This is a genomic window from Hydrogenophaga palleronii, from assembly GCF_031457455.1.
In the GTDB taxonomy this organism is placed as follows: domain Bacteria; phylum Pseudomonadota; class Gammaproteobacteria; order Burkholderiales; family Burkholderiaceae_C; genus Hydrogenophaga; species Hydrogenophaga palleronii_A.
In genome coordinates, this window is the sequence record NZ_JAVDWU010000011.1 from 172,954 (window position 1) to 189,293 (window position 16,340).

At 60.7% G+C, this 16,340-nt stretch carries 18 protein-coding genes and 1 pseudogene; 15 read left to right on the forward strand and 4 right to left on the reverse strand.

What is annotated here, in order from left to right; all coding sequences use genetic code 11:
• Positions 1 to 18: 18 nt before the first annotated feature.
• From J2W49_RS22055 to J2W49_RS22075, 5 genes are all read left to right on the forward strand, one after another.
• Positions 19 to 1,209 (forward strand): beta-ketoacyl-[acyl-carrier-protein] synthase family protein, encoded by a 1,191-nt coding sequence (locus tag J2W49_RS22055; RefSeq protein ID WP_310321210.1) that lies wholly within the window; start codon positions 19 to 21, stop codon positions 1,207 to 1,209.
• Positions 1,206 to 2,015, forward strand: coding sequence for a beta-ketoacyl synthase chain length factor (locus J2W49_RS22060; protein WP_310321213.1), 810 nt, complete (start codon positions 1,206 to 1,208; stop codon positions 2,013 to 2,015). The genes J2W49_RS22055 and J2W49_RS22060 overlap by 4 nt, the downstream gene beginning before the upstream one ends.
• Complete coding sequence (locus tag J2W49_RS22065) at positions 2,012 to 2,491, forward strand: hotdog family protein (RefSeq protein ID WP_473092266.1); 480 nt, start codon at positions 2,012 to 2,014, stop codon at positions 2,489 to 2,491. The genes J2W49_RS22060 and J2W49_RS22065 overlap by 4 nt, the downstream gene beginning before the upstream one ends.
• Positions 2,488 to 3,207, forward strand: coding sequence for a 3-oxoacyl-ACP reductase FabG (gene fabG / locus J2W49_RS22070; RefSeq protein ID WP_310321215.1), 720 nt, complete (start codon positions 2,488 to 2,490; stop codon positions 3,205 to 3,207). Before J2W49_RS22065 ends, fabG begins: the two co-directional genes overlap by 4 nt.
• An 89-nt stretch (positions 3,208 to 3,296) precedes the next feature.
• Positions 3,297 to 3,785 carry a hypothetical protein gene (locus J2W49_RS22075; RefSeq protein WP_310321217.1) on the forward strand — a complete coding sequence of 163 codons (489 nt, stop codon included), beginning with the start codon at positions 3,297 to 3,299 and terminating at the stop codon, positions 3,783 to 3,785.
• A gap of 148 nt (positions 3,786 to 3,933) precedes the next feature.
• On the opposite strand, the gene J2W49_RS22080 is transcribed toward J2W49_RS22075, so the two are convergent.
• A complete protein-coding gene (locus J2W49_RS22080) occupies positions 3,934 to 5,493 on the reverse strand; it encodes an ATP-dependent nuclease (RefSeq protein ID WP_310321219.1) in 1,560 nt (519 codons plus the stop codon).
• 378 nt (positions 5,494 to 5,871) lie between these two features.
• Here J2W49_RS22080 and J2W49_RS25780 point away from each other — a divergent pair, with 378 nt between their 5' ends.
• From J2W49_RS25780 to J2W49_RS22095, 3 genes are all read left to right on the forward strand, one after another.
• Positions 5,872 to 6,285, forward strand: a complete 414-nt coding sequence (locus J2W49_RS25780) for an ankyrin repeat domain-containing protein (protein WP_405001069.1) — start codon at positions 5,872 to 5,874, stop codon at positions 6,283 to 6,285.
• Positions 6,286 to 7,006: 721 nt separating this feature from the next.
• Positions 7,007 to 7,402 (forward strand): hypothetical protein, encoded by a 396-nt coding sequence (locus tag J2W49_RS22090; RefSeq protein ID WP_310321223.1) that lies wholly within the window; start codon positions 7,007 to 7,009, stop codon positions 7,400 to 7,402.
• Between the two features lie 164 nt (positions 7,403 to 7,566).
• The gene (locus J2W49_RS22095; RefSeq protein WP_310321225.1) at positions 7,567 to 8,274 is read left to right on the forward strand and encodes a tetratricopeptide repeat protein; all 708 of its coding nucleotides are present in this window, start codon (positions 7,567 to 7,569) and stop codon (positions 8,272 to 8,274) included.
• 145 nt (positions 8,275 to 8,419) lie between these two features.
• Here the strand turns inward: J2W49_RS22095 and ybeY are convergent, their stop codons facing one another.
• Genes ybeY through J2W49_RS22110 form a run of 3 tightly spaced genes read right to left on the reverse strand, consistent with a single transcriptional unit; the run spans position 8,420 to position 10,383 of the window.
• Positions 8,420 to 8,881, reverse strand: coding sequence for an rRNA maturation RNase YbeY (gene ybeY, locus J2W49_RS22100; RefSeq protein ID WP_310321228.1), 462 nt, complete (start codon positions 8,879 to 8,881; stop codon positions 8,420 to 8,422).
• 19 nt (positions 8,882 to 8,900) lie between these two features.
• Positions 8,901 to 9,362: an MliC family protein gene (locus tag J2W49_RS22105; protein ID WP_310321231.1), complete on the reverse strand. Its 462-nt coding sequence runs from the start codon at positions 9,360 to 9,362 to the stop codon at positions 8,901 to 8,903.
• Positions 9,363 to 9,396: 34 nt separating this feature from the next.
• Entirely contained in the window at positions 9,397 to 10,383 is a 987-nt protein-coding gene (locus tag J2W49_RS22110; protein ID WP_310321234.1) for a PhoH family protein, read from the reverse strand.
• Between the two features lie 86 nt (positions 10,384 to 10,469).
• On the opposite strand from J2W49_RS22110, the gene ruvA reads away from it, so the two are divergent.
• The 7 genes and pseudogenes from ruvA (at position 10,470) to J2W49_RS22145 (ending at position 16,340) form a co-directional block, all read left to right on the forward strand.
• Complete coding sequence (ruvA, locus tag J2W49_RS22115; RefSeq protein WP_310321236.1) at positions 10,470 to 11,048, forward strand: Holliday junction branch migration protein RuvA; 579 nt, start codon at positions 10,470 to 10,472, stop codon at positions 11,046 to 11,048.
• 57 nt (positions 11,049 to 11,105) lie between these two features.
• Positions 11,106 to 12,269: an AAA family ATPase gene (locus tag J2W49_RS22120; protein WP_310321238.1), complete on the forward strand. Its 1,164-nt coding sequence runs from the start codon at positions 11,106 to 11,108 to the stop codon at positions 12,267 to 12,269.
• Positions 12,266 to 12,889 carry a hypothetical protein gene (locus J2W49_RS22125; protein ID WP_310321240.1) on the forward strand — a complete coding sequence of 208 codons (624 nt, stop codon included), beginning with the start codon at positions 12,266 to 12,268 and terminating at the stop codon, positions 12,887 to 12,889. The genes J2W49_RS22120 and J2W49_RS22125 overlap by 4 nt, the downstream gene beginning before the upstream one ends.
• A gap of 15 nt (positions 12,890 to 12,904) precedes the next feature.
• Positions 12,905 to 13,012: pseudogene (locus J2W49_RS22130) on the forward strand (Holliday junction branch migration DNA helicase RuvB); the annotation flags it as partial.
• A gap of 88 nt (positions 13,013 to 13,100) precedes the next feature.
• Positions 13,101 to 13,949, forward strand: coding sequence for a VOC family protein (locus tag J2W49_RS22135; protein WP_310321243.1), 849 nt, complete (start codon positions 13,101 to 13,103; stop codon positions 13,947 to 13,949).
• Between the two features lie 16 nt (positions 13,950 to 13,965).
• Positions 13,966 to 15,024 carry a Holliday junction branch migration DNA helicase RuvB gene (gene ruvB / locus J2W49_RS22140; protein WP_310321245.1) on the forward strand — a complete coding sequence of 353 codons (1,059 nt, stop codon included), beginning with the start codon at positions 13,966 to 13,968 and terminating at the stop codon, positions 15,022 to 15,024.
• Entirely contained in the window at positions 15,021 to 16,340 is a 1,320-nt protein-coding gene (locus J2W49_RS22145) for an efflux RND transporter periplasmic adaptor subunit (RefSeq protein WP_310321249.1), read from the forward strand. The genes ruvB and J2W49_RS22145 overlap by 4 nt, the downstream gene beginning before the upstream one ends.

Sequence of the window (16,340 nt, forward strand, 5' to 3'; positions counted from 1 at the left end):
CATAAAAACGGAGACCCCATGACCCCGGTGCAACTCACCGCCTACACGGCCACCACCTGCCTGGGGCAAGGCCTGGCCGCCACCCGCGCGGCCCTGCGTGAAGACCGCAGCGCCCTGGCACCCTGCGCCTTTGAGTCGGTGAAGCTCGACACCTGGATCGGCGAAGTGGCCGGCGTGGACGAGCAGGTGTTGCCCAGTCATGTGGCCGAGTACGACTGCCGCAACAACCGCCTCGCCCTCATGGGGCTGGAGGCCGACGGCTTCGCAGACAAGGTGCGCGAGGCCGCTGCCCGCTACGGCAAGGCCCGCGTGGGCGTGTTCCTGGGCACCAGCACCTCCGGCATCCTGCAGACCGAACTCGCCTACCGAAAGCGCGACGCTGACACCGGCGCCCTGCCGGACGACTTCAACTACCGCACCACCCACAACGCCTTCTCGGTCGCCGAATTCACGCGCGACTACTTTGGCCTCGAAGGCATGGCCATGGCCATCTCCACCGCGTGCTCGTCCAGCGCCAAGGTGTTCGCCGCCGCGCAGCGCCAGCTCGCGCTGGGCACCATCGACGCAGCCGTGGTGGGCGGTGTGGACACGCTGTGCCTCACCACGCTCTACGGCTTTGCCTCGCTGGGGCTCACATCGGTCCAGCCTTGCCACCCGTACGACGCCGCGCGTGACGGCATCTCCATCGGCGAAGCCGCCGCCTTCGCTCTGCTGGAACGCGCCGACGCCCCCGCACCCGGCACCGTGCTGCTGCTGGGCGCCGGTGAGTCCAGCGACGCGTACCACATGTCATCCCCGCACCCGGAAGGCCTGGGGGCTGAACTGGCCATGAGCGCCGCCCTGCGCGCCGCCGGCCTGCAAGCCAGCGACATCGACTACATCAACCTGCACGGCACCGCCACCCCGGCCAACGACACGGCCGAAGGCCAAGCCGTGGCCCGTTTGTTCGGCGACCGCGTGCCGTGTTCGTCCACCAAAGGCGCCACCGGCCACACACTGGGCGCCGCCGGCGCGGTGGAAGCCGTGGTGTGCGCCCTGGCCCTGACCGACGGCTTTTTGCCCGGCAGTCCCGGCACCGCTTCGTTGGACCCGTCCATTCCCCTGCAGTACGTGACTCAAGGCCGCAACGCCACCGTGCGCCACGCGCTCACCAATTCTTTCGGCTTCGGCGGCAGCAACTGCGCCCTGGTGTTCGGTATCGCGCCATGAACCAAGCAGCTTCCCAAACCCTCACCGCCTGGATCGACGGCATCGGCCTCATCGCCCCCGGCCTGCCCGACTGGGCCACCGCCAGCGCAGTGCTGCGCGGTGAACAGGCGCTGGTGGCCGCACCCACCGTGCTGCCCGTGCCCACCAGCCTGCCGTCGGCCGAGCGCCGGCGCGCCAGCCGCGTCATCAAGCTCACGCTGGGCGTGGGGCTGGAAGCCGTGGCCCATGCCCAGGCCAATGTGTCCACCCTGGCCACCGTGTTTTCTGCGTCGGGCGCCGACGGCCACAACTGCCACGCCATTTGTGAACAGCTCGCCACCAACGACCGCCAGATCTCGCCCACCCGGTTTCACAATTCCGTGCACAACGCCGCCGCCGGCTACTGGGGCATTGCCACCCGCGCCATGGCACCGTGCCAGGTGCTGTGCGCCTTCGACGCCAGCTTCGGCGCCGGCCTGATCGACGCGCTGGGCCAGGTGGTGCTGGACCGCCAACCCACCCTGCTCATCGCCTACGACAGTGAATACCCCGAACCGCTGCGCGCCAAGCGCGACACGCCCGACTGCGGCGGCGTGGCCCTGCTGCTCAGCCCTGAACGCGGCCCGCACTCGCTGGCATGCATCCAGGTGTCGCCCACCACCACCGCTACGCAGACCATGGGTGAACCCACCCTGGAAACCCTGCGGCAACAGATCCCGGCGCTGCGTGCGTTGCCCCTGCTGCGCGCCCTGGCTAAAGGGTCAACAGAAACCGTGGTTCTGGACTACCTGGCCCCCATGCAACTGCAGGTGGAGGTGAGCCTGTGAGCGCTGTTGTTCCCGGCCAAGTGATTGACCACGCCGGCATCGCCGCGCGCATCCCGCACCATGGCAGCATGTGTTTGTTGGACACCGTGCAGTCCTGGTCGGAAGCCGCCATTGAATGCCGCGCCGTGAGCCACACCGACCCCACCAACCCCCTGCGCTCAAACGACCAACTGGGCGCCGCCCACGGCATCGAATACGCCGCACAGGCCATGGCGGTGCACGGCGCGCTGCTGGCCGGCGTGGAAGGCCCCCCGCGCCAGGGCTACCTCACCAGCGTGCGCGGCGTGAGCCTGCACGTGACCCGGCTCGACGACCTGCCCGGTGAGCTAGATGTGCGGGCCGAACGCCTCTCTGGCGACGACCGCAACATCCTCTACCAGTTCTCCGTCAGCCACCAGGGCCGCTGCCTGCTCGAAGGCCGCGCCGCCGTGGTGATCGACGCCAGCGCCCTCGCGCAGAAGGAACCCCTTAAATGAAACGCGCCCTCGTCACCGGCGGCAGCGGCGGCATTGGTGCTGCCATCTGCCGCCGCCTGGCCGTTGACGGCCGCCACGTCGTCGTGCACGCCAACAGCGGCCTGGGCCGCGCCCAGGCCGTGGTCAATGAAATAGTGGCCGCAGGCGGCAGCGCCGAAGCCGTGGCCTTCGACATCACCAACCGCGAAGCCACCCAGGCCGCGCTCGATGCCATTCTGGCCAGCGGCCCCATTCAGATCCTGGTGAACAACGCCGGCATCCACGAAGACGCAGTCTTCCCCGGCATGAACGGCGGCCAGTGGGACCGCGTGGTCGACGTGTCACTCAACGGCTTCTTCAACGTCACCCAACCCCTCACCATGCCCATGATGCGCACCCGCTGGGGCCGCATCATCAGCATCACCTCAGTGGCCGCCGTCACCGGCAACCGGGGGCAGGTGAACTATTCGGCCGCCAAGGGCGCGCTGCACGCCGCCTCCAAGTCCCTGGCCCTGGAACTCGCCAGCCGCGGCGTCACCGTCAACGCCGTGGCCCCCGGCATCATCGCCACCGGCATGATCGAAGGTGCCTTCAACGCTGAGGCCATCAAGAAGGTCGTGCCCATGCAACGGGCGGGGCAGCCGGAAGAGGTGGCGAATCTGGTGGCTTTCCTGGCTTCTGATGAAGCGGCCTACATTTCGGGGCAGGTGATTTCGATCAATGGGGGGATGATTTGATTTTGTGTACCGCGCGCCAGAGGTGTTCGATCACAAGATAATCGCGAATTCCCCCAGTTTTAATCAACGGATATATTCTGGAGCTTCAAATGAGTGAGGTCTTTGCCGAGCTTTCTAGACCCGTCTGGTGGGTCAGCGTTGTGGCAGCAGGGATCGCGATTAACCTATTGTCTTCATACTTGAAAGGTGCGGTAGACGGGGTTTTTTCCAGCACATCATCATGGTGGAGGCGAAGATCTAGCGCCCGCCAACGTGCTTGGGCATCGCGGGTTGAACGCTTGGCTTCGAGTGAAAAAGAGAGAAATTGGGCTGCTGCCTCCGAGGTTCGAAATCGACTTCAGTCAATTCACTTACTGCTTCTGTCTATGATCGCGATTCTCTTGCCGGCATTCGCAAACACCTCTGGTTTTGTTTTTTCGAATATTGCGTACTTTTTCGTTCTGGGGTTCAGTTCGATAATCTTCTTTATGTCATTTCTCGCTTTTCGCCAAGCGGCCGAAACGGCTGCTGTATTGCGCGCTGCAGGTCGCAAAGAGGGCCTTATCGATACGGATGACGCGTTGGCGACGAGAGACTGATCAATGGTGGTTCATGGGAGAAAGTGTTTGTCCGGTCTTGCGCGTCGGTGATAAGTCTACCCTTTGTACGTCAGACCAACAGCTAGTTCTGATCCCGCTCTCACATAGAAAAAATGAGTATGTATGGTGACCTAAGCGGCGCTTACGTTTATCGATCTAGAGCTAAATTTACAGACGCAAGTATGTGTGTTAAGTCATCTTGAAAATGGGTACATATGACTGTCGAAAAATGAGCTAAGCACTGATCCTGTTCAAGGCCTAGATGCTTTGCCATCTCATGAAATTCATTGTGTTTGCCTGCTTGGAGGCCATATTCAAGGATATCAACTAATTCCCCTGCATCAGCAGATAGAACGGCTGAGAGGGGTGCGATAGCCTCGGAGGCTTTTTGTAGGAGCCAAGCTTCTGGCCAGGTGTCTCCCGGTAGATAGCATATTCTGTCACTTATCCATTGATCGAAATCAGGGCGAGGATTCTCAGTCATTTTTGTGGCGTGACTCTTGATGTCAGCCTCTTTGGCGCGCTGATCTCCATCAAAAACGGCCAAAACAGATCTTCTATCTTTGCGAACATAGCATGCCGCCAATTGACGCGCAAGTGCATTGGCGGATCCTACGACAGTAAATTTGGTTCTGGCTCTTACTGCTGAGGGAAGTGTTTGCATCAATATGGATTTGGCGACGTCATCTTCAAGGAAAATTTCAAGCTCGTTTCCGTGGATTGCACTTAGTTTGGTAAATGCAAATTCGGGAGATATGCCTTGAGTTACTTTGGTTTTTCCTGCTACTGATTCGACGTAAAACCTTGCTTCTGGTGGGAGCTGGTCAAAAATCTCTTTTGAGTGAGTGGTGCAAATTATTTGCGTGTGGGTTTCTAGGCATACCTCTTTTAGTTTGTCAACCAGCTTTCTTTGTGCCTCGGCATGTAAGCCAAGCTCGATTTCATCGAGGACAAGGAGAGCGCCGTCTCCTGCAGAATAGATCGCAGAGAAGATTTCAAAAAGCGCATTCTCTCCAGCTCCCATGTTGAATCCGGAATAGACTATGCCCCCAACTTTGACTACAGGAAGGCTGTACTTGGAGTGTTCTAGAAATCTGAAATCGTCGTAGTTTTTTCCAAGAATATATCCAACTATATCCTTCACTTTACCTTCCCAGCCTTTTGGTTTTATATCTTTAAAAGACCTGGCGTACGATTTCGACTGACTTCGCTCGGCGTGCGGTACAATCCTTTCGATGCCGAGAAAAACTACTGTCCTATTGACTCTTAAGTCATAGTCGTTCCATTTTCCTCCTGCGTTTTTCTTTCGCGATTGAATGCCGATTCCAATTCCTTCGGGAAAGGCTGTAGATTTTTTCCAATTGTTATATGCAATGGTATAGTTTATGACCAGCCCCTGAGGGGGAATCTCCTCAGAATGTTGGATAAAAAAATCCGAAAATGTGTAGTATGGAAGTTTTCTTTTTGGTAGCTTGTAATAGCTGGCTCGGCCGTGGTAGGCGCAGCAAGCAAGCGCAAGTATTGTGGATTTTCCGGCGCCGTTTTTTCCGGCAATTGCTGTGATTGGGTATTCGAAGACAATTTTTAATGAGTTTAATCCTCTAAGTCTGCCGCTTGAAAATACTATTGACTTCAGAAGAGCTTTCGTCATATCCGTCGAAAACCAAAGTCGGAGCTTCTTGTCTTTCTGGCTTTCTCTGTATTTCATTCGAAGGTTATGTGATGCATCTTTGAAGGGAGGCGGGAGGAGTCGCTATGGCACTGATCGCTCCCCGACAGGTCCGTGCGAAACGACCGCAGTGTTTGCGAAATGTCGGTTTCGGTGAAAATTTGTAATGAGCTCCAGTTTCGCGACTCTTTGGCGCGGGGTCTTCATCAGTTTGGGGGATGCGCTTACTGGGTGTAGGGAGCAGAGCTTGGCTTTTTTGCTAAGCCAGTGCAAGCGGCTGCCTACGAGTGTTGGCGGTCAGGTAGCGCCGCCACGGTGTTTACACCCTGCGCTACATTGCACATACCGCACAACATCACTCTGTCTGTGAAGTTCCTTGCAGTTTGCTGCCCACAGTTGAGTTCCAATGCCATCCCTATGACGTCAGTTCCTCTCACCGCAAACGAAGGAGCGCCGGAGTCAGCGCTCCACGCAGTCGCATGGGCTGGAGACGTTGAGGAAGCGAAGAAGCTGATTGAGGCAGGCGCGGATGTGAATTGGTCCGACGCTGCGGGTGAGACGGCCTTGTTTGGAGCTGCGGCTTGGGGACACTCTGAGATGGTCGCGTTCCTTCTTTCCTGCGGCGCGGAATGCAACCGACGCGAAAAAACTGGATACACCCCCCTGCATTGGGCTGCGAGTCACGGCAACGTTGCGACCATCGAAATCCTCCTTGCTGCAGGTGCCGAACGGGACGCCGTCGATGATCGTGGCCGACGCCCCATCGACGTAGCACGCGCAAGTGGCAAAGGGGCACACGTGGTGTCCCTCAGGGTGAAAGGTGGAGCATGAGGCATCACTTGGCAATAGACACGGGCGTCCGATGCCGTGCATTCACACGCCTACGATCCGCCGGGCATTTCTAACCGATCAATTTCTTGTCAGGTGCCGCAGAAACACCCATGAGACCATCCCGTCGCACTTTACTCATTTTGTTCGGCCTCTACATAGGTGCCGGTCTCGTTCTGCCATTCCTAACTCAAGCCCGGCATGGTGAATTCCTTATGCAGTTCGGGCTAGGCATCCCCACAGCCGCCGCCATCTACATTTGGTGCCGCCAAGAGGCACTAGAAAGAGGCGCCATTCCGCCAGGGAGGTCTGCGTTGTGGGCAGCGCTTCTATCTCCGATCTTCGTACCGGTCTATTTCTTCAGAACTCGACCCGCTGGTTCTGCATTCAAGTCGAGTGCAAAGGCATATGGCTACTACATTGGCATATCCATTCTCATGTTGGTTGCCGCAGTGCTGGTGAGTCTTGCACGCAGTATGTAGCTCTTTGCGTGAACTCTCCACGCAGCAAGTCTCGTGCTTTTTATGGTGCTGTTCATGCCATAGTTTTTTACCGCGCGAGATAACATTCATAGGCAAGCCTTTCCTCACAAACATCCCGACCATGCGCATAAGCACTTGTCAATGGAACTCACGTCTGCACATCAGGGCTGGCTGGTCGCGGCTATCTCAGTGCCCACGTCAATCTTTCGGAACGTGCCGATGCCGACGAGTCCGACAATACTTTGAACCTTGTAGCTATCGAGACTCATGAAGAAGAGTCGATCTATCTCGACTGGCCGACGGTGGTGCTTGCGGAGGGTGACATCGTCACGCTCAAGTTGCTCCCTGACGGCGAAACGTCCGAGCCGGTCTCTACACGAGCGGGTTCCGAGTCTCCAGAGAACTTGCTGACAGACGTGCTGCTCGCGCAAGAACTCGTCTCCGCTTGTGCGCGCTTTGACACCGACCTTCTTGCTATCCTCAGCAAAGCCAAGACTGCGGAGCCACCAGAAGAGCACGCGAAGTTACTCCGTACTGTTGCTGATGTCGCTGCTCATCTCGGCGACAAGGTTCTTTATCCTGTTTATCGTCGCCATCCTTCTCTCATCCCTGAGCAGTTGCGCGGCGAAATACTGTGAGGCTATGCCGCTTCAGATGAGGGGTGGTGAGGTCGGGCCCAGCCTTTTCCCGGTCCCAGTAAAAGCAAGACTTGGTCCCCGCGTCACTCTTCTCTTCATTGGCTGAGATTGCGGGGTATTCTGCATTTTGCTGTTTAAGCCAAAAAGCGAACGCTTCGTCACCCATGGAAATCATCACCCGAAAACATTGGTCAAGCCTCAACTCATGTGCCGAGAATGGCGACCCAGAGGCTCAATGGGAGGTCGGCTACTTCCACCAGTCTGGCGTAAGAGAAAAATCCGGGAACGTCTTAGCCGCGTCGAGCCTTGCCACGGCAATGAAGTGGTATCAAGCGTCCGCTGCTCAGGGAAATGCTCGGGCTCAATGTGCATTGAGCACAATTCTGAGTTCCGGTGAAGAAATCGACCGAGACTTTCCGCTGGCAATCGACTGGGCTAAAAAGGCGGCTGCACAAGGCGATTCATCGGCTGCATTCAACCTTGCGACCATTTACCGAGACATGGGAAAACCGAAGCTGGCGTACCGTTGGTACCAACGTGCTGGCACCATGGGTGAGACGGATGCATTCTTGCAAATCGGCTTGTGCCACTTCTTTGGTTTCGGTACCAAGCAGGATTTTGACTCCGCACTGGCGGCTTTTGAGCACATCATCACTTGCGACCCGGCCACCTCCTGCCAACGCTCGAAGGAGAATGCGCGGTACTGGATTTCTGTGCTCCGTCTCGTCCGTGGACCGGGAACAAAGAAGACCATTGAGCAAGTTCGGTCGCTCCTTGAGATTGCGAATGCTGACGAAGATCACGAGCAAGCCAATGAACTTCTCAACCTTATCGGGAAGAGCCGCTATCTCACTACCCTCTCGAACTGCTGACGAGATGACAGGGGGTGAAAATGGAAAATGTCCGTAAACATATCCGTTTATGTCCATTTTCTGTCTGTTTCTCTCCGCAGGGACTCTCCCCAAGGCGCGATGGCAGGACCGGTGAGGCAGAAACTGCGGTCGACCATGCTGGCGCTCAACCCCGCCCGTAAGGATCCGCCACCCCCAGCCCAGCCAGAATCTCCGTCTCCCGCGCCTCCATCGCCTCGGCATCTTCCTCCCCCGTCTCATGGTCCCACCCCTGCGCATGCAGGGTGCCATGCACCAGCAGGTGTGCATAGTGGTCGGCCAGTGACTTCTTCAGCTCTTTGGCTTCGCGCGCCACCACCGGCGCACACAGCACCAGGTCGGCCATGACCATGGGTTCGGTGGCGTAGTCGAAGGTGAGCACGTTGGTGGCGTAGTCCTTGCCGCGGTAGTCGCGGTTCAGGGCCTGGCCTTCTTCGGCGTCGACGATGCGCACGGTGATTTCGGCGTCTGCTTCCAGTGCGTGGCGGATGCAGCGAATCACCTTGTGGCGGGGCAGGGCGGCGCGGTGCAAGGCAGCGTCTGGCAGGTCGCCGAACTGGAGGGACAGGCTGAGGGCGGGCAGGGGCATAGATAGGGTCAGGGTGCGCTCAAGGCGTCGGCAAGGCGCGGCAGTCGCTCAGCAGCACCTGTTCCTTGGCGGTGTGGTCGGCGGCCATGAAGGCCAGAAACCCTTCGCTGCCTTTGGTGTGCCAGCGCAGGCTGTGCTGTTCGTCCAGTGCCACATAGCGCGCGCCGGAAGCGGTGGGCCGGTTCTGCAGCAGGGCGGTTCGGCCGTTGTGGTGCAAAGCAGCAAGCGCCAGATTCTCTGGCAGGTTGAGGTAGACCACATCCAGCTCGGTGCCACCTGTGCAGCGGAAGCGCACGGTCTGGGTGGAGAAATCCGGGCCCACGATCAGGGGGGTGCCGGTAAGGGCGCTGGGGTCTGCCTTCTTCTCGGCTGGCATGGCGGGCGCAGTGTCCAGCGGGACCTTGCCGGTGCCTGCGCACGCGCTCAGGGTGAGCAGCAGTGCAGCCAAAGCGGGCAAACGAAGTGACGTGGGCAGGTGCATGGGAATGGGTCTCAGTGGCGGAGCGTTGGCGGGATCAAGTGGCGCCCGTGGATTTGCGCGCAGCACGGCGCGGGGCAGGTGCCGCGTCTTCGGCAGCACCACGTGCGTCGTAGGCATCCACAATGCGTGCCACCAGCGGGTGGCGCACCACGTCGGCGCTGGTGAGGCGGTTGAATGCGATGCCGTTCACGCGTTTGAGCACGCGCTCGGCGTCGATCAGGCCGCTCAGTTCGGTGCGCGGCAGGTCGATCTGGCTCACGTCGCCGGTGACCACGGCCTTGCTGCCGAAGCCGATGCGGGTGAGGAACATCTTCATCTGCTCCACCGTGGTGTTCTGCGCTTCGTCGAGGATCACGAACGAGTGGTTCAGCGTGCGCCCACGCATGAAGGCCAGTGGCGCAATCTCGATCTGCTGGCGTTCGAAGGCCTTCTGCACCTTGTCGAAACCCATTAGCTCGTACAGCGCGTCGTACAGCGGGCGCAGGTACGGGTCCACCTTTTGGCCCAGGTCGCCCGGCAGAAAGCCGAGCTTTTCGCCGGCTTCCACGGCCGGTCGGGTGAGCACGATCTTTTGCACCGCGCTGCGCTCGAGCGCGTCCACCGCGCAGGCCACGGCCAGGTACGTCTTGCCGGTGCCGGCCGGGCCAATGCCGAAGGTGATGTCGTGCATGGCCATGTTTTCCAGGTAGCGCGCCTGGTTGGGCGTGCGCCCGCGCACCTCGCCGCGCCGCGTCTGCATGGCAATGGCGTCTTCGCCACCGGGCAAGGCGGTGTCGCCGCTGAGCATCAGCTGCACCTGCTCGGCCGGGATCGGCTTTTTCGCCATCTCATACAGCGCCTGCAAGGTTTCCAGCGCCTGGGTGGCCTTGGGCTTGGTGCCTTCGATGCGGAACTGCTCGAACCGGTGCGCCACCTTCACGTTCAAGGCCGCCTCGATGCTGCGGATGTGGCTGTCCATGGGGCCGCACAGGTGCCCCATGCGGACGTTGTCGGGCGGCGAGAAGGTGTGTCTGAGAATCAAACCGATAATCCGTGAGCGTGAAGGCAAGCGGTGTTCCGACGCTGCATGTGCCAGACTGGCGCGATCGAAACCCGAGGAAAGACCCGATGATAGGCAAGTTGACCGGCGCATTGCTGGAAAAAAGCCCTCCCCAGATCCTGATCGACTGCCACGGCGTGGGTTACGAGGTCGATGTGCCCATGAGCACCTTCTACAACCTGCCCGCCACGGGCGAAAAAGTGTCGCTTCTTACCCACTTCGTGGTGCGGGAAGACGCGCAGATTCTTTACGGCTTTGGCACCGCGCCGGAGCGCGAGGCCTTCCGCCAGCTCATCAAGATCTCAGGCATCGGCCCGCGCACCGCGCTGTCGGTGCTCTCCGGCATGAGCGTGGCCGACCTGGCCCAGGCCGTGACCGCCCAGGAAGCCGGCCGCATCGTCAAGGTGCCCGGCATCGGCAAAAAGACCGCAGAGCGCCTGCTGCTGGAACTCAAGGGCAAACTGGGCGCCGACCTGAACCTCCCCGGCGCCGGCCCGGCCCAGAGCGAGGTGCAGAGCGACATCCAGCAGGCGCTGATGGCATTGGGATACAGCGAGAAGGATGCAGCTGCTGCGCTCAAGCCCCTGCCGGCTGACGTGGGGGTGAGTGAAGGCATCAAGCTGGCGTTGAAAGCATTGGCGAAGTGAGTACAAGTTTGGCGACGACTTGAAAGTCGCTGAATCGCAATTGATGAGGAACCCGACATGTTGATCACCCGGCTAAGGCTTAAGAACTGGCGAAACTTTCGCGATGTGGATGTCGCGCTTGGATCGAGGGGCTACGTGATTGGCGCCAATGCATCAGGCAAATCCAACCTGCTCGATGTTTTCCGGTTTTTGAGAACGATCGCCCAGAGTGAAGGAGGCGGCCTGCAGAAGGCATTGAAGGACCGGGGGGGCCTAAGCAAGCTGCGCAGCTTGCACGCCCGGAAGGACTCCGAAGTCCGAATTGAGGTGGATGTGTCTGGATCGTCATCGGATGCCGTGCCGCAGTGGCGCTACATCCTGGCATTTCAGTCAGGGGGAAGAAAGACCCCAGGCGTTCTGATTCAACAAGAAGCTGTATTCCGGGATGGGGTTGAGCTCTTCAGTCGGCCGCTGGAAATCGATAGAGCCGATGAGGTTCGCCTCACTCAAACTTACCTGGAGCAAATCAACAGCAACGCGGATTTTCGTGAGCTGGCCGACTTCCTGGCTGCCACCACCTACATGCATCTGGTGCCGCAGCTTCTCAAGCACAGCGACGAGATCAGTGGCCGGATCATCGAAAACGATCCCTTTGGACAGGGTCTGTTGCACAGAATCGCCAAGACCAACGAGAAAACACAGAAGGCGCGATTGAGCCGAATCCAGAAGGCACTGGAAGTGGCTGTGCCCCAATTTTCAGAGTTGCATTTCGAGCAGGACGCCGTGACAGGTGTGCCCCACCTGAAGGCCAACTTCAAGCATTGGCGGGTGCATGGCTCTTGGCAGCGAGAGGATCAATTTTCGGATGGGACGCTCCGATTGATTGGTTTTTTGTGGGCACTGCAAGAGGGCGATGGTCTTTTGCTTTTGGAAGAGCCAGAGCTTTCTCTCAACGACGCGATCACTCAGCACATCCCCCTGATGATTGACCGAGTGCTCAGGCTTCGAAAAAAGGGCGGGCCTCTGAGACAGGTGCTCAGCACCACGCACAGCGAAACGTTGATTTCGTCAGTATCAGACCCGCAGTCCATATTGTTGTTGGAGCCGGGTGAAAACGGGACGACAGTGCGAACTGCTGATGAACAAGAACGCCAGGAAATGGAGCATGGGTTGAACCCGGCAGAAGTACTGCTGCCTAAGACGCGGCCTTCCAACATCGAACAGATGGGTCTGTTCTCGTGAAACGGATGCTGGTGGTAGGAGAAGACGAGCTGAGTTGTTCCCTGGGTCAGCAGCTCGTGGCGCAAGTCTTGCCAGAGTGGGCGCTTTCTAGGGCCCCGATCAACAAGAGGGGCGTCACAAAGCTCATACCTGAGCTCCACAGGTTTGTCGAGCAGTCCCGCTTTCAACCTGTGCTGTGCATTGCCGACACTGATCGGATGTGCCCAGTGCAATGGCTGAAAAAATGGTCGCCCAAAGTCTCGCATGAACGGTTTTTTCTGAGGTTGGCAGTGCCCGAGGCTGAAAGCTGGGTGCTCGCAGATCGCAAAGGAGTGTCCGAATTCTTTAAGGTATCTGCTGCGCAGATCAAAGCCGACCCCGAGCAACTCGATGATCCCAAACGAGAAGTACTGCGTTTAGCGCTGAAGTCCAAGGTGCGTCGATTGCGCGATGAGATGGTGTCGACAATGGACATCACCAAGACCGGTTCTGGGTACAACGTTCACCTGAGTACGTTGGTTCGCGAAAACTGGCAAGCCATGAGGGCTTCCGAGCGATCATCCAGTCTGGAACGTGCCATTCGCCGTTTGACGGAGTTTGGCGACGCTCACCGAGCACCTACCGAACGGCCCCGAAAATGACAACCCGACCTTGAAATGAGCATCCAGACCGACGATTTCGCCCCCGCGCCGCGCATGGTGTCTGCCGCGCCGGCTTCGCCCAAGGAAGAGGCGATCGAGCGGGCGCTGCGGCCCAAGCTGCTGGCGGCCCCGTGCTGGAAAAGCCCAAGGACCTGGCGGCTGAGGTGGGTGTGAGTGAAGGCATCAAGCTGGCGTTGAACGCATTGGCGAAATGAGTGGCGCCCCGGGTATCCAGTCGATCTGTCGTTCGATCGACCATGTCATGCTGCGAACAGAAAACACGGAGCCTCTGTTTTCGCTGCTCGCCGAAACCCTTTGCCTCCCGGTCACGTGGCCACTGCAGCACAGCGAATTCGCCAGCTTTGCCTGGGTTCATGTCGGCAACACGCATCTGGAGATTTGGGCGGCCAAGAACAATGCCGACTTGCCGGCAGGCTGTCGTTTGCCCTTGATCCATGGTCTGGCGCTGGAGCCTGATGAACTGGTGTTCAGCATTGCCGAACTGGAGCGACAGGGGATGGCCTGCAAGCAGCCTCGTCCGTTTCAGACGGTCAATGCCGATGGTCGATCGGTCACGAACTTCACCAACGTCGTGGTTCTGGACCTGTCATCACCGGCCTGCTGCAACTTCTTCTGTGACTGGGGCACGGAGGCCAGCATTGTTCCCTGGGCCACAGGCATTCGCACCAGGGAGCGCCACGAAGTGGAGCAGCGCCGGTTTGCAGAAGTGGGGGGTGGGCCGCTGGGTGTTGTTCGATTGGCGCGCGTGGGGATGACCTGTCCCGACGTTGAAAGAACGACGGGGCATTGGCGCACAATTGCTCAGATTGCTGCAAACGAGCCTCTGAAGATCGACGGCGTCGCGTTCGATGTGTGGCCTGGCGATCGGCACCAGATCGACAGCCTGAGCCTTGAAGTGCGCTCTTTGCCTGAAGCTCGGGCGTTTCTGGAACAGCGGGGTCTTCTTGGACGTGAGACTCCCCAGGACCTGACGCTCTCCGAGCGAGCAACGGGAGGCCTGGTTTTCCATTTGGTCGAGGCCGTAGCAGCCACGAATTGAAACTGACGATTGACCCATGAGCATCCAGACCGACGACTTCGCCCCCGCGCCGCGCATGGTGTCCGCTGCGCCGGCTTCGCCCAAAGAAGAGGCGATCGAGCGGGCGCTGCGGCCCAAGCTGCTGGACGAATACGTGGGCCAGACCAAGGTGCGCGAGCAGCTGGAGATCTTCATTGGCGCAGCCAAGATGCGCAGCGAGGCGCTGGACCATGTGCTGCTGTTTGGCCCGCCCGGGCTGGGAAAGACCACGCTCTCCCACATCATTGCGCAGGAACTGGGCGTGAACCTGCGCCAGACCAGCGGCCCCGTGCTGGAAAAACCCAAGGACCTGGCCGCGCTGCTGACCAACCTGGAACCCAACGACGTGCTGTTCATCGACGAGATCCACCGGCTGAGCCCGGTCGTCGAAGAAATCCTGTACCCGGCGCTGGAGGACTACCAGATCGACATCATGATCGGCGAAGGCCCGGCGGCGCGCAGCATCAAGCTGGACCTGCAGCCCTTCACCCTGGTGGGCGCGACCACGCGCGCCGGCATGCTCACCAACCCGCTGCGCGACCGCTTCGGCATCGTGGCGCGGCTGGAGTTCTACACCTCTGAAGAACTCGCGCGCATCGTCAAGCGCAGCGCCGGTTTGCTCAACGCACCCATGGATGCCGAAGGCGGCTTCGAGATCGCTCGCCGTTCGCGTGGCACACCGCGCATCGCCAACCGCCTGCTGCGCCGCGTGCGCGACTTCGCCGACGTGAAGGGCAGCGGCACCATCACCCAAGACATCGCCAACCGCGCCCTGGCCATGCTCGACGTGGACCCGCAGGGCTTCGACCTGATGGACCGCAAGCTGCTGGAAGCCGTGATCCACCGCTTTGACGGCGGGCCGGTGGGGCTGGACAACATCGCAGCCAGCATCGGCGAGGAGCGCGACACGATTGAAGACGTGATCGAGCCGTATCTGATTCAGCAGGGTTTTCTGCAGCGCACGCCGCGCGGGCGCATCGCCACGCTGGCGGCCTACCGCCACCTGGGCGTGGTGCCGCCCAAAACCGACAGCGGTCTTTTTGAGCCAGAGCTGTGACCCGTGTCACGACCGACCCCAGGAAGCGCCTCTGGCTGGGCGTTGCCTTCTGGGTGGTGGTCGTGGTGGGCGGCTACGCCGCCTGGTTCTTCCTGCGGGCACCGGTGGTGGAGTCCGTCACCGTGCAGGCCGCACCGCTGGTGCGCACGCTGCAGTTCTCTGCCCGGGTGGCCGCGCTGTCGCGTGTGGATGTGGGCAGCACCATCACCGGGCGCGTGGCCCAGGTGCGGGTGGACGAGGGCGCTACGGTGCAGCAGGGCGACGTGTTGTTGCAGCTGGAATCCGACGAGCTGGACGCCGCGCTGGCCCAGGCAGAGGCCGCAGAAAAGCAGGCCCAGGCGCGGCTGGCCGGCCTGCGCAGCACCGGCCGCGTGGCGGCCTCTGCGGCCACGGCCCAGGCGGCGGCCAACCTGCGCGCGGCGGCGGCCGAGCTGGCCCGCACCGAACAGCTGGTGGCGCAGGGTTTCCTGAGTGCGGCGCGGCTGGACGACGCGCGACGCGCGGTGGCGGTGGCGCAGGCCCAGCAGGACAGCGCGCAGGCGCAAGGCCAAGCCATCGGTGAGAGTGGTTCTGACCTGGTGCAGGCACAAGCGCAGCTGGCGGTGGCACAGGCGGCCACCGCGGCGGCGCGGGCGCGCCGGGCCCAGGCGAGCGTGCGCGCACCGGCCGACGCGCGCGTGCTGGCGCGCGACGTAGAGCCCGGCCAGATCGTGCAACCCGGCCGGGCGTTGCTGACGCTGGCGCTGGCCGGCCCCACGCAGCTGAGCGCGCAGGTGGACGAACGTTTTCTGGACCAGTTGCGCCCAGACCAGGTGGCGGCTGTGGTGGCCGACGCGTTTCCTGCGCAGCGCTTCATGGCCCGGGTATTGACCATCGCGCCGGCCGTTGACGCCCAACGCGGTGCCATCGAGGTGCACTTTGCGCTCGAGCAGGCCGCGCCGGCCTACCTGCGCGAAGACATGACGCTTTCAGTGGAGGTGGAAACGGCCCGACGCGACAGCACCCTGGTGCTGCCGCTGGCGGCGCTGCGCGAAGACCTGCCCGCTGCAGACGGTGATCCCCCGGACACGGTTCGTGTGCTGGTGCAGTCGCAGGGCCGCACCGAGGCGCGCACCGTGCGCCTGGGGTTGCGCAATCTGGCGATGGTGGAGGTACTGGAAGGTCTGGCCGAGGGTGACGAGGTGCTGGTGGGGGGCGAGGTGAAGGAAGGCCAGCGCGTGCGCACGCGGCCCATGAGCGCAAGCACCGCTCGACGTGGCGCAGCGGCCGAAGGGCTGGACGTCGGATCGGCCCTCACCAACGCCATGGGGCGCTGA

Excerpts from the sequence above, each read along its gene's own strand:
- ruvA (WP_310321236.1), top strand. The coding sequence starts at position 10,470 with ATGATAGGCAAGTTGACCGGCGCATTGCTGGAAAAAAGCCCTCCCCAG.
- J2W49_RS22075 (WP_310321217.1), top strand. The coding sequence starts at position 3,297 with ATGAGTGAGGTCTTTGCCGAGCTTTCTAGACCCGTCTGGTGGGTCAGC.
- J2W49_RS22095 (WP_310321225.1), top strand. The coding sequence starts at position 7,567 with ATGGAAATCATCACCCGAAAACATTGGTCAAGCCTCAACTCATGTGCC.
- ybeY (WP_310321228.1), bottom strand. The coding sequence starts at position 8,881 with ATGCCCCTGCCCGCCCTCAGCCTGTCCCTCCAGTTCGGCGACCTGCCA.
- J2W49_RS22135 (WP_310321243.1), top strand. The coding sequence starts at position 13,101 with ATGAGTGGCGCCCCGGGTATCCAGTCGATCTGTCGTTCGATCGACCAT.
- fabG (WP_310321215.1), top strand. The coding sequence starts at position 2,488 with ATGAAACGCGCCCTCGTCACCGGCGGCAGCGGCGGCATTGGTGCTGCC.
- J2W49_RS22120 (WP_310321238.1), top strand. The coding sequence starts at position 11,106 with ATGTTGATCACCCGGCTAAGGCTTAAGAACTGGCGAAACTTTCGCGAT.
- J2W49_RS22080 (WP_310321219.1), bottom strand. The coding sequence starts at position 5,493 with ATGAAATACAGAGAAAGCCAGAAAGACAAGAAGCTCCGACTTTGGTTT.
- J2W49_RS22105 (WP_310321231.1), bottom strand. The coding sequence starts at position 9,362 with ATGCACCTGCCCACGTCACTTCGTTTGCCCGCTTTGGCTGCACTGCTG.
- J2W49_RS22060 (WP_310321213.1), top strand. The coding sequence starts at position 1,206 with ATGAACCAAGCAGCTTCCCAAACCCTCACCGCCTGGATCGACGGCATC.
- J2W49_RS22055 (WP_310321210.1), top strand. The coding sequence starts at position 19 with ATGACCCCGGTGCAACTCACCGCCTACACGGCCACCACCTGCCTGGGG.
- J2W49_RS25780 (WP_405001069.1), top strand. The coding sequence starts at position 5,872 with ATGACGTCAGTTCCTCTCACCGCAAACGAAGGAGCGCCGGAGTCAGCG.
- ruvB (WP_310321245.1), top strand. The coding sequence starts at position 13,966 with ATGAGCATCCAGACCGACGACTTCGCCCCCGCGCCGCGCATGGTGTCC.